The sequence below is a fragment of the Vibrio sp. 10N.222.52.B12 genome (genome assembly GCF_002875385.1).
Classification (GTDB): domain Bacteria; phylum Pseudomonadota; class Gammaproteobacteria; order Enterobacterales; family Vibrionaceae; genus Vibrio; species Vibrio jasicida.
On the sequence record NZ_MDAW01000132.1, the window covers coordinates 21,244 to 35,734 of the forward strand.

Consider the following 14,491-nt stretch of genomic DNA (forward strand, 5'->3'; position numbering starts at 1 on the left):
AAATTGTCCTAAATGTACCAATGCCTCGCTGTCACAGCAAGGCATTGGTACACAAACATGAGCAGAAAGCCTCAATTTCTTGCAGTTTCCTTACTTAACGCAAGAAACCTAACTTGTTACTGTCCGGTTAAGCCCGGTTCTCCACGGTAAATCACGCGATCATTACCACGGTGAATACCAAACGTGACGACCGATGATGGGTTTTCTTCGGAGCCATCGTTATCCCAATCGTATTTAAGCCAAGGTAGCGCATTTAAAGCACCATCAAGTTCTAACCACACGCGGGTTTGCTGGCGGTAAGACTCCGCCTCCATTGCAGTAACTGAGCGAGAATAGCCTGAATCAACTAAACCACCAGCACCTAAAGAGACAACCTTAGCCGTATTATCTGTTGGCCAGATATGCACTTGAGAATTATCTTCGGTTTCTCCCATCACTTCTGTCTGACTATCATCTGGGTTAGCAATAAAGCGACTGCCATTCCAGTATTCAACTCGAAGTGGTACTCGTAATGTCGAGCCTTGATTACCGCCAACATCATCTAGGTCTACACGGCCAAAACGGATGTCTGGTTGATCGACTAAGCGTGAGTTAGTGCCTTTTTCATCATCAATAATGTACTCAACTGGATCTGCATTATTCGTATATATCAAGCCAATCTTTGATTTAGCAATACCGTTCACTGAGTTAAATGGCCCGTCAGGGTAACTGCCGCCAATATCTTTGCTCCAGCATGCACTGCCGATACACTGACCACTATTACCAATTGAGAAGTCTCCGATACTTTTATCAGATTCGTTACTCCAGTCACCAGCGCCAAAATCGGGCGCATCAAAGCGAGCTGAGTAATCGTCAATATCATCTAAGTTGAATTCCGCTTTGGTAGCAAAGTCTGCATAGTTCTTAATCGCAGCTTTGTTAGCACTCAAAGCCTCAACGCTGAACTCGACGGCATCAAAAGGCTGGTTCATGTAAACAAAACTTAGCTCATCAGGGTAAGCCCAAGAGCTGTCCACGACCTTAAAGTATTTAGGGTAGAAACGACCAACGGTGACGTCATATTCACCTAACTCCATTCCCAAGTACGTCGCTTTAGTTTTAAGGTTTAAAGAGCCAACTTCATCCCAAACGTATTCAACTGTTTTACCCGTTTTAGCTTCTTCCGAACTAAAGTCTAAACTTGAACCTTTACTTGGGTCTAAGTTGGCGATGTCACCACCCGATGGATACAAGACAGAAAACTCAGCATCAAGTGGTGCTGCCGTATTTGAATCAGAGAAATAGTTTTGTGTCAGCGGGTATTCACAAACATTGGTAGCATTACCACGTGAGTCGCTATGAACGACTGGTTTGTAGGTCACATTAAAGCTTTCAGCAGAGGCAATAAAACCATCACCAGTAGCTTGTGTAGCAGGGTTAGTTTTTCCACCATTTTTAGCCACAATATTACATGCAGCAATTTTCCATGGTCGAGACTTAACGCTGAATGAGCCATTGAGAGTCACTGATTCTTGCTCACCTTTCTCTTCATCCGGAGCGATTGGACACCCATCTGAGTACTGAGGGTCACACGTGAAATTCGCATCTTCGAGTTTGATTGTGTACAAGCCCGAATCCATTAGCTTAAAGGTATCTGATGTCTTACCTTGCTCTGAGCTAATAAATTTAGGCTCATATGTTAATAAGCTCTCGTCACTGCGCCCGTCAGCTGGTGTTTCAATTTCTAACTGAACACTTGGCGAGCCCGTGTAACTTTTCACTACCGTTTGCTGGCCATCGCTACAAGCTAATACTCTTGTTTCTATTTGATAATTTTTACCAGCTACGACCGTTTGGTCATCTACATCAAACTTGAATGGTACAAATTTAAAGGTAGACGTCTGCGTTTTTGATGGATCATTGTCCACCGTAACCTTTAACGTATATTCGTCATCAAGCTCAATACCACTTTGATCTGTGACGGTAACTTGCAGCTTCAACTTACCAAGCTTCGAAGACACATTGCTTGTTGTAAAGCTTGGGTAAGTGCCAGTACCGGTACTTTCAGCTACCTCAACAGAGAACTTATCGGCATCAGGATAAACCTGCACAGTAACCCCTGTACTTTCCGCATAACCATCATTCTTGGTTTCTATTTCAAAGCTAGGTTGGTCTGTTCCGCACATCAGCGCATATTGTGTTGCTGGTGATAACGTTACTTCATAGTTGTCAGAAGGCGTAAAACAGTGGTTATCCGTTGCATGAATTTCAGCATTATTTGACATCCGAATATTTCTAGCTGTGATTGCACCATTCACAATCACGTTGTTACTTAAAGGCACGTCTACTTCGCTGTATAGCAGTCCAGAAAATGCGGTGTTGTTGCCAAAATTTACATAACTAGACTGAGAGTCATGCACAAGTACAATTAATTCACCACCTTCCAATTCACCAAAGAAACTGTTGTTATTACTGATAGAAACCGACTTTGCATGAATCGTAACTTTTTCACCATCAGGAATTATGATCTTGCCAGCATTGTTTATATTGATAGAACCAGCCCAGTAAGTTCCCGCCTCAAAGTAAACAGTTCCTGTTTCTTCAACAGACAGATTGCCAATAATTTCGTTGTTGCGAAACGTTCTTTCCCCCACACCATGCCTTCCACTGACAATCACATTTTGCAAATTAGGATCTTGCGGGCTTCTAAAACTTTCCAATGTTTGTTTCTTCACCATCAAACCAGAATCACCGAGGCAACTCTGGTTGTCACAACTCGCATTATTGTGCATGGTGATTTTCCCCGGCTTAAAACCTACATACCGTTTCCCATTACTTAAGTTAGCGCCAGAGATAAGAGTATTATTACTCATCACTAGTTCACCATTCGTATTGGTATCCCATGTTTGAGCTGGAGATGGGAAAAGCTGACATACGTCTTCTACAGGAGGCTTGTCGAAAAGGAAGTAGGAGAAAGGTTCGACCACGTGACCACGCTCGGAGTCTCTTTGCATATCTTCTTCGTTGATAAGAGCAACGCCATTCTTCGTTACTGAACAACGACGCAACCAACCACCATTGTTACCATTACGAGTTCGTTTAGAAGCAAGTAATACTGGTGCAGATTTAAAGCCCGAAACAGGAAAGTCACTGACTTGCAAACAACCTTCAGTGACTGGCTTTATAACGTTATCATCAAGATCACCGAGTGTATTTCGAGTAGAACCATCCCCAAGCCAAAACTTACGGCCGTTAACAAAGCCTTGCCCTAGACCAGCCACAAATGCCACATCCTCTGACTTAGGCAAAACTGAGTTTCTAGTCACTTCAGAACGGTCAATAATTAGTGAGAAACCTTTGGTGGTAGGATTCAAAGCAATCGAGCTCAACCATAACGGTTCATTGCCTGAGTAATTCTTTCGTGTTTGCAATTGCACCAAGACACCAGGGGCAGATGCAAATGATGTATTTAGGCCAAAGTCTCGAAACTTAACCTCTTTGCTGCGATACGTTGAACCACCAATATTCGAGTACGTGAGATTCGAGCTAACCTCACCAGCTACAATCATGGCATCACCGTCAAACTTAATAACACCAGGTTCAATAACTAGATAATCAATATCTTCCATTGGCGCGTCAACAAAAGTAACTCTTTCACCTTGGTTGTTATTGTTTGTACATTGCCACTTTTTCTTGCTTGAGTTGTACCTCAAGCGCTTACATGCGGCGCTATGAGGAGGGAACAACTGCTTGATTGTCGCTTGAGTTTTAGACTTTGACCACACTCGCAGATCTGACGGGTATTCCGTTTTCTTTTGAGAAAAGTTCGACATTGATGCATCAATCGTCGACATAACGAAGACCAACGGTTCTTCATCGTAGGTATTTTGGAACTTGATGTCACAAGTAACACCTCGCTCATTATTCAGAACCTGACAGTCTTCGGCAGGGATAGTGCCGAACTCAAACTGAGGGTTGTTATTGACAGCAGCAAAACTCGCAAATGAAGAAAGTAAAAGTACTTTAGCAAGTATTAGCGTTATTATTTTTCTCATTATTATTTACTCCCTAACCCAAATCTCTTGTTGTCGCTGTACTTGTGCAACCCCGGTGCCACAAACTGCTGTGGCTTGCACACGAAATAGAGATTCAGCTTCAGAGGCACCCGCATTAAAGGTACCAATATTTGAACATGTCATCGCTCTAAGCTGACAACCAGTGCCTTCCGTTACATTTGGTGTCGCACCACTTACGGTGTTCGCACAAAAACTAGCTACATCAGGCTCGTCATTATTTAACGGATACAGCTGAGTCAGCGCCCACTCATTGGCAGATTGAGCAATAAACCAAGCTTTCGTTCCTAAGAATTCTCTCGTTAACGTACTTTGGTTTGACCAACTCACCTTCATCAATGATGCGGCTAGATAGCCCATTACAATGATGACGAACAAAACGACGATCAGGACATTACCCTGTTGAGTATTTTTACGGAACATTCAACACCTGTACGTCTTGTTGGTAAACACTACGCTCCCCGTTTTGAGTGAACTCTAAGTTGATATGCACAATACCGCCCCTTTGCAGGGTTGGTTCTAGATAGTGCATATCACTAACAGAGGTATCCACGCTATCGGCAACCGTAATGCCATTGCGAATAACTTCATCATTATCAAAACAGTAACGAACTTCTGATTTATTTTGGTAAATGTAATGACGGCTAGAGATAGAAGTGCCACCAATCGTACTTGCCGCCCCACTAACAACAAACACACCGTCTGTTTTAGCTAAACCACCTACAGCTAGACTCTGTGAAGAGGTGGATTGCAAGTCCTCATAACGGCTGGGGTTAATCACCATCCAACGGTTAGGAGGGATAGGATTTAACGTTGAGTCGTTCCCAAGTAGAAACTCTAAGTTGTTATTTGTCAGCGTGTAAAAGCCAGAATACTCAATTGGAACAAACTCTAAGCAATTGGTAGTTCCGGTAGGTACATGAAAGCTGTTTGGGACTGCGTGACGAATTTCACGCGACATTTTTTCCAACACAAACTGCGCTTGAGTTTGCATACGCTGTCGATCAATCGTGTCTGCGTATCCCTTCATGCCTAACTGCACATAACCCGCAATACCGAGCATGATAAAGCTACCGATCACAATGGTGACGATCATCTCTATTAAGGTAAAACCACGAACTTTCATCAGTAGTTACCTCTTATTGCTGTTAGTGTCAGAGGTTGAGCATTACTAGCAAAAATCGTAACTGTGACTTTTTTATAGTTAGTGATTCCTGTCGGTGGTGTTGCACTCAGATCGTCATATGCCACGCTAACTTCAACTCGAAAGTTACGGTACTTGTCTTCACTACTTGTGCCCAAGATATCTGAGATATTGCCACGGTTTGTCCCTTGGCATTGACTCGCCGTCGTTGGTGTACTCCAACAACCGATGTAATCATCGACATCGTTGAAGTTTTCGGGAATAGACTCATCAGAGTCAGGGCCGAGGTTGCTCGAACAATTTGGCGCTCCGAGCGAGCTTTCCCCACAACGTAATAGGCCGCCATCAAAGTCGCTGTTTTGGTCAAAGCCACGCGCTAGTATTTGCGACATAAAGCTTTGTCCAAGCGCAGTTGCTCGGGTTTGATAGTGTGGCATCGCGGAGTCACGAATTTGAGGTACAAGAAAGGAGGTAAACGCCACCATCGCAACGCCCATCAGAACAATAGCAATGATCATTTCAGCTAAGGTCATACCGAGTTGCTTTCTCATGAGCATGAACCCTCAGAGACATAGCCTTGAGAATTAATCAATACTCGACATTGGCTTTGACCGTTTACATCACGGATAAGAATAGACACGCCACCAGAAGCGACATTCAACGGATTCCCCAGTAAATCGAAGTTAATCGGGCTTGTCGCTCCAGTTAAACTAAACGTGGCAGAGTCATCCTCAACGAGATCACTACGAGCGTCCTTCGCGTTGCCACTCAGCGAACAAGCCGTAACCGAACCGATACAACTAGAGGAAACCTGCAATTGAAAGTTGGTATCCGTGGTTGAGGTGTTTGATTGCATGCGATTCACCTGTACTTGGCGAATCACTGAAATAGCCTGCTCTTGAAGCGCAAACGCAGAAACACTGCCCTTGCCCATAAAGCGGCTAGCAGCGTAGAGAGAAAGAATGGAAAGGAGGACGATCACTAGGATCAGCTCCATTAATGTAAACCCTAATGTAGAGCTGCGAATTTTCATAACCCAACCTTAGGCTTAGGACAAGCGAAGTAAGTATACGATGAAATTATGAGAATAATGATAGGTTTATAAGTTTTAAATTCGAACTGTGAGCAAGCGTACAAATAACCGCCAAAAGGTTATTTCTCTCCTTTTGAGCGCTCCAATTCTTCTTCAATTCGATCGTAAGTTTCTTTGTTGCTTAGCGTCTCAGAAACGTGCTCGGCGGTTTGCTTAGTTTGCTCCCACTTTGCTTCGTAAGTCTCTGGTTCAAAGCTGATAAATCTTGGTAATACCACATAACCGATCACACCTAAGATAATCAGCACAACCACAAACTCAATTGCACTAAGACCCGATGATTTACGCATATATACTATTCCGAGATTAATCAAAATATAGAGATAAAGGCCAGACTAGCTGGCCTTTGGGGCTAAAACGGTAGCTTAAGCCTTGTCATTACATGCAGCAGTTACAACGCTGTCTTCACCAGGTGTAACAACATTAACAGTTGCTACTGCACCAGATGTTGCTTGAGCATATTCAACACATTTTTTAGTGTATTTTTCAATACCGAAATACACCTTACCCGTTGATGATGTATCACCTGTTTTCTCAACAAAATCACCATCAGTACCCAAGCCATCAACAACCTTTTCGATTTCAGCCGCAGTTGCTACTGGGTAGCCATAAATAGTACTTACATTTTGACCATTACCTAGAGCAACATCAGTATCAGTTGTCGCTGCTTCTACACCTTCAATAGCTGCTTTACCGAAGACAATACCCGAAGCACCTTGAATAGCACCAGAAAGCCCTTCGAGTGTTGCATCACGAGCGTCATCTTGCAGGTTAAGGAAACGTGGCGCCGCAGTTACCGCTAGAATACCTAGGATTACAATTACCACTACCAATTCGATAAGGGTGAAACCACCTTGTCTTTTCATTGTTTACTCTCTCTATGTAAGCATGCAGAGTGACTGCAAAGTTTTATCGGTCATGCGACCATTTTGGATAATGTCAAAACGGTGTGGCATCTCAACGATAAACCAATGTTTATCCATTGAGCCCTTTTTCTACCGCTTGAGCAGAATGACGATTCGCCATTGTTAAGTTAAAGCCGAGATAAAAAGTGAATCACCTTGCGGTTTACTTTTTATTACAACCTTTTGCTTATGGTAATGTTTGCATTATACCGACTTTCATTCCTATTTATAGTACTAAAGTGTCAAAAAAATCACTCCGTCGACATTTCGACGTCTATTTTCAGACGATTAGCGTTCGATATAACAACAACTCTCTGTCCATTTTCATAAGTATAGTCACATGTATAACTATTACTTTTAATTGCTCCACGAATTTCTAACAACTCGCTCGCCATAATTTTACGTTGCGGGTAATGGACCGCCAACCAATAGTCACAATCGAGCGCACCGCCTGATTTGAAAGGTGACACTAAGCCCTCTTCTGTCATATTAAGCTCAAAACCGTCCATTAACAGCAACTTAGGCTCTCCATGAACGAGCCAAGCTTGGTGGTATCGTTGCACACTATCTTGCATCCAAACCTTAGCAAGTTTCGCTCCTGTTTCTTGCGCTTCTTGCTCTATCGGTTTTAACTTTTGCATAAATGCGGCAAGCACAATAATTCCAACGACAGCAGCAAGAATCAGTGCCGCTCGACTTTGATTTTCAACCACCCCGTTAGCCGCCTTTGATGATGTCTAGCATCCCCCACATCGGCAGGAAGATACCCAATGCCAGTACCATCACCATGCCCGCAACAATGACCAAAAGTAACGGTTCTATTCGGGCAGTCAGGGTTTTTAAGTCGTAATCTACTTCACGGTCATAAAAGTCCGAAACTTCCAATAGCAGTTCATCAATTCGACCCGTTTCTTCACCCACAGCAATCATCTGGATGACCAGAGGCGTAAAAATCTTACTGTTGATTGCCGTGACAGAAATGGTACTACCCGCTTCAATCGCCGATTTCATTTCAAGAATTCGGTTTTCTAAGAATTTGTTGCCAAGCGCTTCACCAGCCAATGCAAGTGATTGGTTTAGAGGCACACCGGATTTCAGCATCAACGAGAAGGTTCTTGAAAATCGAGAAAGCTGGGCACGGTTCACAATGTCGCCGACAATGGGTAATCTCAAGCGCAGTTTATCGAACTTCTCTCGCCCATCTGCAGTTGCAACCCAAGAGCGGAAGATTAAAAACGCACCAACGATGGCAGCAATCAACAAGCCCCAGTAATTAACAAAAAAGTTAGACGTCGCAATCAAGACTCGTGTAGGCAATGGTAGTTCCACACCGAAACGAGTGAACATAGAGGCAAATTCAGGGATGACCAGAATGTTCAAAATAAACATCGCAATGGTAATAAAAACAATCACAAAGGTTGGATAGCGCATTGCAGCTTTGATGCGCTTACGCGTTTCCAGTTCTTGTTCGTAGTAATTGGCTAGTTGCAGTAACGCCTCATCAAGACGACCAGTGTTTTCACCTACATTGATCATCGACACAAACAGCGGACTGAACACTTTGGTGTGAGGTTGCATTGCTGAAGACAAACCACGACCGTTGCTTAACTCGGCAACCACATCTTCAAGCGCTTCTTTCAGTTGCTTGTTTTCGCAGTTTTGTAGCAAACCACGCATAGAACGCAGTAGCGGTACACCCGCTTTGGTCAGACTAAAAAGCTGACGAGAAAATAAGATAATGACTTCAAGCGGAATAGCAGGCACAAACAGTTTGGATAAACTGACTTTGCTCTTTACCCCTTCTTTCTCTAAACGCAGGTTTAAGGGAATAATACCCTTGTTCATCAACGCTTCCGCCGCCGATTCTGAATTTACAGCCTCGACTTTACCACTGGTTGATGAGCCGTCTAAGGTGCGGCCTTGATAACGAAAAGTTGGCATTCACTTACCTACATTAGAATTGGATCGATTTTACCGGAAGCATCGCCTTCACCCAGAGCCATCACTTCATCCAAGCTGACTGAGCCTTGCAATGCGAGTTCCATTGCAGAAGCAAGCAGCGGCTTGTAGTTGCCTGAACGTCGAGCCACTTGAGCAAAACCCACTGCGTCGTTTGCACGTAACTTATCCATCATTTCATGTTCAAGCTCGAGCATTTCAAACACACCAATTCGGCCTCGGTAGCCCGTTAAGTTACAGTTTTGGCAACCGACACCTTTATGGAAAGTCGCACCAACTTGATTCGGGAATCGACCCGCTAGCCATTGTTGACGAGCACCATCAAGCTGTTCTGTCGTTTTACAATCCGGACAAACGCGGCGCACTAGACGCTGAGCAACCACTGCGCGCACGGCACTTGCCACCAAGTAACCAGGCGCCCCCATGTCGATCATACGAAGAGCGCTATCAACAGCATCGTTAGTGTGCAAGGTACTTAATACCAAGTGACCTGTCAGTGCGGCACGCAAACCGATTTCGACCGTCTCTTGGTCACGCATCTCACCAATAAGAATGATATCCGGGTCCTGACGAAGGAAAGTTCGCAGCACGCGAGAGAAAGTCAGGTCAATTTTGCTGTTGATTTGAACCTGAGTAATACGAGGTAATCGGTATTCCACCGGGTCTTCTGCGGTAATGATCTTTTTACCCGGCTCGTTCAATTCACTCAATGCGCCGTAAAGCGTGGTGGTTTTACCAGAACCCGTCGGGCCAGTAACCAAGATCATGCCGTGAGGGCGAGACAGTTGGCGACGAAGACGCGAAAGCAACTCTGCGGGTAAACCGGAGTCCTCAAGCTTACGCAAACCAGAGGATTGGTTGAGTAGGCGCATTACCACCGATTCGCCGTACTGAGTCGGCAATGTCGACATACGAATGTCGATCGACTGACCACGTACTTTAATATTAAAGCGACCGTCTTGTGGCAAGCGCTTCTCGGAGATATCTAAATGCGCCATCAATTTAAGACGAAGTACCAAAGCTGAAGCAATGTTGACTTCGTTCAGTAACGTTTCATGCAACACACCATCGACGCGCTGACGCAAACGTAGGACTTTGTCGTCTGGTTCAATATGGATATCCGAAGCGCCCACTTGAACCGCATCTTCAAACATCGAATTAACCAGCTTAACAACCGTAACTTCTTCGCTGTCTGCTCCGTCAATACCGTAATCAAATGCCTCGACATCCTGGTGCTCAGCTTGCAACTGCTCGGCAAACGATGCGATTTCTTTGGTTCGGCGGTAGTAACGGTCAAAGCTTTCAACCAGTTGACGCTCTGGGGCAATGATGAATTCCAGATTGTATTCGCCCAACAAGTTCATTAATGACTCTTGAGTAAACAAATCCGCAGGATCACTCATTGCAACACGCAACGTATCACCATTTTGAGCGACGACCATGGCACGTAAGCGTCGAGCATGAACTTCAGGAAGAATCGGCACCGCCTCTGCATCGACAGGCGCACGACTTAAATCAATCAGCGGTAAACCCAGTTGCTGCGATAAAAACTCGAGCATCTGCTTTTCACTGATAAAACCAAGGTCAATCAATGCATCACCAAGCTTCTGCCCTGTACTATGCTGCGCTGCTAACGCTTGTTGCACTTGGTCTTCAGAAACAATACCTTCTTCAACCAACAGATCGCCAAGGCGTTTTCTCAACTGAATTCTCATTGCGCACTCTCCAGTTGTTTTAAGATGTTCAGACGATCACGAATAAATGCCTGAGATTGATTTGAGATACCCACTTTACCCAGCGCCTGCTGATAAGAAGCAATCGCCGATGTAAAGCTTAAAGTGCGCTCCTGTTGAATCGCGAGGCCTAGCCACCAGCGTGCATTTTCTGGTTCACGCTGCGTCAGTAACTGGTAGCTTTCGAGCGCAATGTCATTTTGCTTCTGCTTTTGAGCCAATGCAGCACGCATCGCAAGATAATCACGAGTCGGTGAATCCGGCAGGTAGGCTAATGGGCTGAGTGCTGCTTCTGGTTGATCTGCTTTGACTAAAAGCTTGGATAACGCTAAACGCAAACCTTGGTTATCTGTATCGAGCTGAATGCCAGCTTGTAGAATTTCATAAGCTTTGCGTGTATCCCCTTTACCAAAGTAAAGCGCCGATAGCTTCTGGCGAGCTTCGACGTTACTTGGTTGATAACGCAATGCTTCGGAGAAAGCAGCCAGTGCTGTCTTCATGTCATTGGCATCCATGGCTTTGTCTGCACGACCTAGCGCTTTCTCCGCCAACTGTTGATGCGTCAATTCCACTTGTTCAATACGCATTGAACTGTCTTGTGCTGCCGTTGATGTTTGTTGCGTACTGCCACTCAAACTCGCTAATAAAATAGGCTGCTCTTGTGCGCTGACGACTTGCTTACGAGGCTCGAAATCGTCGACTTGTGGAACCGCTTTCACCACAGGAACTTGTACCGTTACTTTGGGTCTTTCAATTCTTTGCGCATACACCACATTGTCTAACTCAGGCGTCACCTTACTTGTTGGTGAGTGGCTCACTTCAACCACTTGAGCGGAAGGACGATTAGCCTGACTAACGGACATCACGGTAGTCGTCGCCATGTTTTCAACGGGCGCAGGACCTTGAGACACAGCCCATCCGCCGACGGCTAAGCTCAATGAAAAGCCACCAACGAGCCAAAGCCACGGTTTGCTACGTGAGATACTCGGAATATCGGCCTTGGTTAAATCCGAAGGCGATTCTTTTTCAGCAAGTTCTGATAATGCTTTATTGATGGCACTCAAGGTTAGCTCCATCCCCAAAATCTTGGAGTTTTAAACTTAGGTTTACGTGCATCGAAGGTATCGTGCATCGCAACGTAAACGTGTTGATTTTTCAAAAGCGTACAACGGTCATTAAACGCCGAAAGCAGGGCTTTATGGCTAATTTGGTTAATCAAACGAGGAATTCCCATCGCCGAACGCCAAATGGCTTTCTTCTGCTCTATTGAAAAGATATGCGCACCATTACCGGCCTTGTCTAAACGGTTATTGATGTACGCCACCCCTTCTTCAATAGAGAGAGGGCGAAGTTGGCAACTGAACGTAATGCGTTGACGAAACTGTCTGAGTTCATGCGTTTCTAAACGCTCATCCAATTCAGGCTGACCAAATAAAACCAATTGGATCAGCTTATCTTGTTCGGTTTCTAAGTTGCCGAATAAACGTAGAGTCTCGAGTGCTTCTGTTGAAAGCGCTTGTGCCTCATCGACAATAAGAACAGTGTTCTTACCTGAAGCGTGTACTTCAATCAGATGCTCTTGAATCAGTGAAACGATTTTTAATGGGTCGGTATCTTCGATGCCAAGCTCTCTTGCGACTGCAAACTGAAGCTGCTCACCGCTCAATACTGGATTAGGCAAATAAACCAATTCCACTTGTGATTCGATTTGTTCAATCAGCTTGCGGCAAACCATCGTTTTACCTGTGCCGACTTCCCCAGTCACCTTGATAACCCCTTCTCCCATTTTGACCGCAGCCATAATAGTTTGAATGGCCTCATAATGAGGGACTAACCCCAGAAACATTTCTGTGTTTGGGGTTAGAGAAAAAGGCTGAACTCGAAATCCAAAATGCGACAAGTACATAGTCGAATCACAAAACCACGTTTAAACGACACTTCCTAACGCTGATTACTCAGCGTCAGGGAACCACTCTTGCAATAAATCACGTGAACGCTCTAGCTCTTTCTGCCACGTGTTCACACCAACAACCGTTGGCTTTAGCAAAATAACCAACTCTGTTTTTTGCGTCACATTGTTGATGTTGCGGAATAAATTACCAAGCGCGGGTACATCACCTAAGAACGGTACTTTCGATACTTGCTCTAGGTTTTGCTGCTTCATCAAACCACCAATAACAACCACATCACCATCTTTTGCGCGAATTACAGAATCAGATTCACGAATCGAGCTTTTCGCTAGTGGAAGTTGGATGTTTTGGAAGTCACCACCAAGGTTGAGGTTCTTAATCTCTTCTTCCACTTCAATAACTGCAGGATGAACGTGCAGGAACACATTGCCTTTATTATCGATTTGCGGAGTCACATCTAGAGAGATACCAGAGAAGAAAGGTGTAAGCTCAACTTCAGGCACCGCGTTGGAGTTCTCGCCATTACCTGCATTACTTGACAGCTCGGTAACGAAGTACTCGTCGGTACCCACTTTAATGACGGACTTTTGATTGTTTGCTGCGGTGATGCGCGGACTAGAAAGCACGTTCAAATCACCTTGAGTGGCCATGAAGTTCATTACCGCTTCAAAGTTACCATCAGAAAAAGTAACGTTAGTTTGTCCACCGAGTAGCGAGCCAATTGCATCTAAAGGTAGTGTCACTGGGTTTCGGTCAACGACAACACTACCCGAGTTACCAATAGAGGCTGACATATTTGACCAATTGATACCCTGTTGGTAACCGTCACTTAATGTGACTTCTAGAATTTTTGCTTCCAGAATAACCTGACGTTGCATACGTTCTTGAGAGACACCCAAGAACTCACGAACTTCGCGAATCTCATCAGGGAAGGCACGAACGGTTATCACACCAGCTTGTGGGGTAACGACAACACTCTGGCCTTTGCCAGATCCAATAAGGTTCGCGACCGCTTGTTGCAGCATCGGCCAAAAATCACTTTCTGTGATAGTTTCAATGCGAGTACCACCTGTCGATGTTGTCGAGCTGTCGCCGTTATCGCTGTTTGAATCTGACGAATCAGAGTCATCAGAACTACTACCTGAATTTGATGTACCCGCAGACGTCACCGACCCAGTCACAATGCTCGTTAATGAACGACCAGAACGCTTGAACTGTAGGTAATCGACAGGAATCGTAACTGTGCGCATACCTGCTGGGTAAATTTGAATCACTTTGCCTGACTTCACAACGTCATAACCATACATGTTTTGTACGACATTAAGAACTTCGTCCAGTGTCACGTCTGATAGGTTAACCGTAATATTGCCTTGTACAGCAGGGTGGATAGCGACACTGTATTCCGTTCCTTTCACTAAGGAAGCAAAGAAGCTGCGCGCTTCAACTGCATTAGCTTGGATACGGAAACGCTTCAGAGTGCCTTGCTGAGAAGAAACACTGCTGTCTAGGTTCGGCATAAGATCGGCTTGCACAGAAGAAGGGATATCTTCAAGTGCACGACTGTTTGCTTCATTGATAGATTCATTTAGTGCTTGCTTCACTTCTACTGGGTCACGGTGACCCATAGAACAACCCATTAAGGAAGCAATCACTATTCCTACAACTAATTTGCGCATATCTGATCAGGCTCTGGTT

General features: G+C 44.7%; 13 protein-coding genes. All 13 read right to left on the reverse strand.

All coding sequences use genetic code 11. The features are described from left to right. Nucleotides 1–116 precede the first annotated feature (116 nt). The 13 genes from BCT11_RS17800 to mshL all read right to left on the reverse strand — a co-directional run bounded on the left by BCT11_RS17800 (nt 117) and on the right by mshL (nt 14,472). On the reverse strand, nt 117–4,034 hold the full coding sequence (locus BCT11_RS17800) for a DUF6701 domain-containing protein (RefSeq protein ID WP_102388878.1): 3,918 nt from the start codon (nt 4,032–4,034) through the stop codon (nt 117–119). A 6-nt stretch (nt 4,035–4,040) separates the two neighbouring features. Further along, nucleotides 4,041–4,475 (reverse strand): MSHA biogenesis protein MshP, encoded by a 435-nt coding sequence (locus BCT11_RS17805; protein ID WP_102388879.1) that lies wholly within the window; start codon nt 4,473–4,475, stop codon nt 4,041–4,043. Beyond that, on the reverse strand, nt 4,465–5,178 hold the full coding sequence (locus BCT11_RS17810) for a prepilin-type N-terminal cleavage/methylation domain-containing protein (protein WP_045408580.1): 714 nt from the start codon (nt 5,176–5,178) through the stop codon (nt 4,465–4,467). The genes BCT11_RS17805 and BCT11_RS17810 overlap by 11 nt, the downstream gene beginning before the upstream one ends. After that, nucleotides 5,178–5,747: a type II secretion system protein gene (locus tag BCT11_RS17815; protein ID WP_102388886.1), complete on the reverse strand. Its 570-nt coding sequence runs from the start codon at nt 5,745–5,747 to the stop codon at nt 5,178–5,180. The genes BCT11_RS17810 and BCT11_RS17815 overlap by 1 nt, the downstream gene beginning before the upstream one ends. Further along, a complete protein-coding gene (locus tag BCT11_RS17820) occupies nt 5,744–6,229 on the reverse strand; it encodes a type II secretion system protein (protein WP_102388880.1) in 486 nt (161 codons plus the stop codon). The genes BCT11_RS17815 and BCT11_RS17820 overlap by 4 nt, the downstream gene beginning before the upstream one ends. 119 nt (nt 6,230–6,348) lie before the next feature. Beyond that, nucleotides 6,349–6,579 carry an MSHA biogenesis protein MshA gene (locus tag BCT11_RS17825; protein ID WP_005432800.1) on the reverse strand — a complete coding sequence of 77 codons (231 nt, stop codon included), beginning with the start codon at nt 6,577–6,579 and terminating at the stop codon, nt 6,349–6,351. A 75-nt stretch (nt 6,580–6,654) separates the two neighbouring features. After that, on the reverse strand, nt 6,655–7,155 hold the full coding sequence (locus BCT11_RS17830) for a type II secretion system protein (RefSeq protein ID WP_102388881.1): 501 nt from the start codon (nt 7,153–7,155) through the stop codon (nt 6,655–6,657). 290 nt (nt 7,156–7,445) lie between these two features. Next, complete coding sequence (locus tag BCT11_RS17835) at nt 7,446–7,907, reverse strand: MSHA biogenesis protein MshF (protein WP_102388882.1); 462 nt, start codon at nt 7,905–7,907, stop codon at nt 7,446–7,448. 4 nt (nt 7,908–7,911) lie between these two features. After that, nucleotides 7,912–9,135, reverse strand: a complete 1,224-nt coding sequence (locus BCT11_RS17840; RefSeq protein WP_038879730.1) for a type II secretion system F family protein — start codon at nt 9,133–9,135, stop codon at nt 7,912–7,914. Between the two features lie 8 nt (nt 9,136–9,143). Beyond that, nucleotides 9,144–10,868: a GspE/PulE family protein gene (locus tag BCT11_RS17845; protein ID WP_038879733.1), complete on the reverse strand. Its 1,725-nt coding sequence runs from the start codon at nt 10,866–10,868 to the stop codon at nt 9,144–9,146. Further along, nucleotides 10,865–11,962, reverse strand: a complete 1,098-nt coding sequence (locus BCT11_RS17850) for a tetratricopeptide repeat protein (RefSeq protein WP_102388883.1) — start codon at nt 11,960–11,962, stop codon at nt 10,865–10,867. Before BCT11_RS17850 ends, BCT11_RS17845 begins: the two co-directional genes overlap by 4 nt. Further along, the gene (locus tag BCT11_RS17855) at nt 11,953–12,792 is read right to left on the reverse strand and encodes an AAA family ATPase (RefSeq protein WP_038864571.1); all 840 of its coding nucleotides are present in this window, start codon (nt 12,790–12,792) and stop codon (nt 11,953–11,955) included. Before BCT11_RS17855 ends, BCT11_RS17850 begins: the two co-directional genes overlap by 10 nt. A gap of 45 nt (nt 12,793–12,837) precedes the next feature. Beyond that, nucleotides 12,838–14,472: a pilus (MSHA type) biogenesis protein MshL gene (mshL, locus tag BCT11_RS17860; RefSeq protein ID WP_039975673.1), complete on the reverse strand. Its 1,635-nt coding sequence runs from the start codon at nt 14,470–14,472 to the stop codon at nt 12,838–12,840. Nucleotides 14,473–14,491: the final 19 nt, after the last annotated feature.

Coding starts and splice junctions, on each gene's coding strand:
- BCT11_RS17800 (WP_102388878.1), bottom strand. CDS start 4,034: ATGAGAAAAATAATAACGCTAATACTTGCTAAAGTACTTTTACTTTCT.
- BCT11_RS17805 (WP_102388879.1), bottom strand. CDS start 4,475: ATGTTCCGTAAAAATACTCAACAGGGTAATGTCCTGATCGTCGTTTTG.
- BCT11_RS17810 (WP_045408580.1), bottom strand. CDS start 5,178: ATGAAAGTTCGTGGTTTTACCTTAATAGAGATGATCGTCACCATTGTG.
- BCT11_RS17815 (WP_102388886.1), bottom strand. CDS start 5,747: ATGAGAAAGCAACTCGGTATGACCTTAGCTGAAATGATCATTGCTATT.
- BCT11_RS17820 (WP_102388880.1), bottom strand. CDS start 6,229: ATGAAAATTCGCAGCTCTACATTAGGGTTTACATTAATGGAGCTGATC.
- BCT11_RS17825 (WP_005432800.1), bottom strand. CDS start 6,579: ATGCGTAAATCATCGGGTCTTAGTGCAATTGAGTTTGTGGTTGTGCTG.
- BCT11_RS17830 (WP_102388881.1), bottom strand. CDS start 7,155: ATGAAAAGACAAGGTGGTTTCACCCTTATCGAATTGGTAGTGGTAATT.
- BCT11_RS17840 (WP_038879730.1), bottom strand. CDS start 9,135: ATGCCAACTTTTCGTTATCAAGGCCGCACCTTAGACGGCTCATCAACC.
- BCT11_RS17845 (WP_038879733.1), bottom strand. CDS start 10,868: ATGAGAATTCAGTTGAGAAAACGCCTTGGCGATCTGTTGGTTGAAGAA.
- BCT11_RS17850 (WP_102388883.1), bottom strand. CDS start 11,962: ATGGAGCTAACCTTGAGTGCCATCAATAAAGCATTATCAGAACTTGCT.
- BCT11_RS17855 (WP_038864571.1), bottom strand. CDS start 12,792: ATGTACTTGTCGCATTTTGGATTTCGAGTTCAGCCTTTTTCTCTAACC.
- mshL (WP_039975673.1), bottom strand. CDS start 14,472: ATGCGCAAATTAGTTGTAGGAATAGTGATTGCTTCCTTAATGGGTTGT.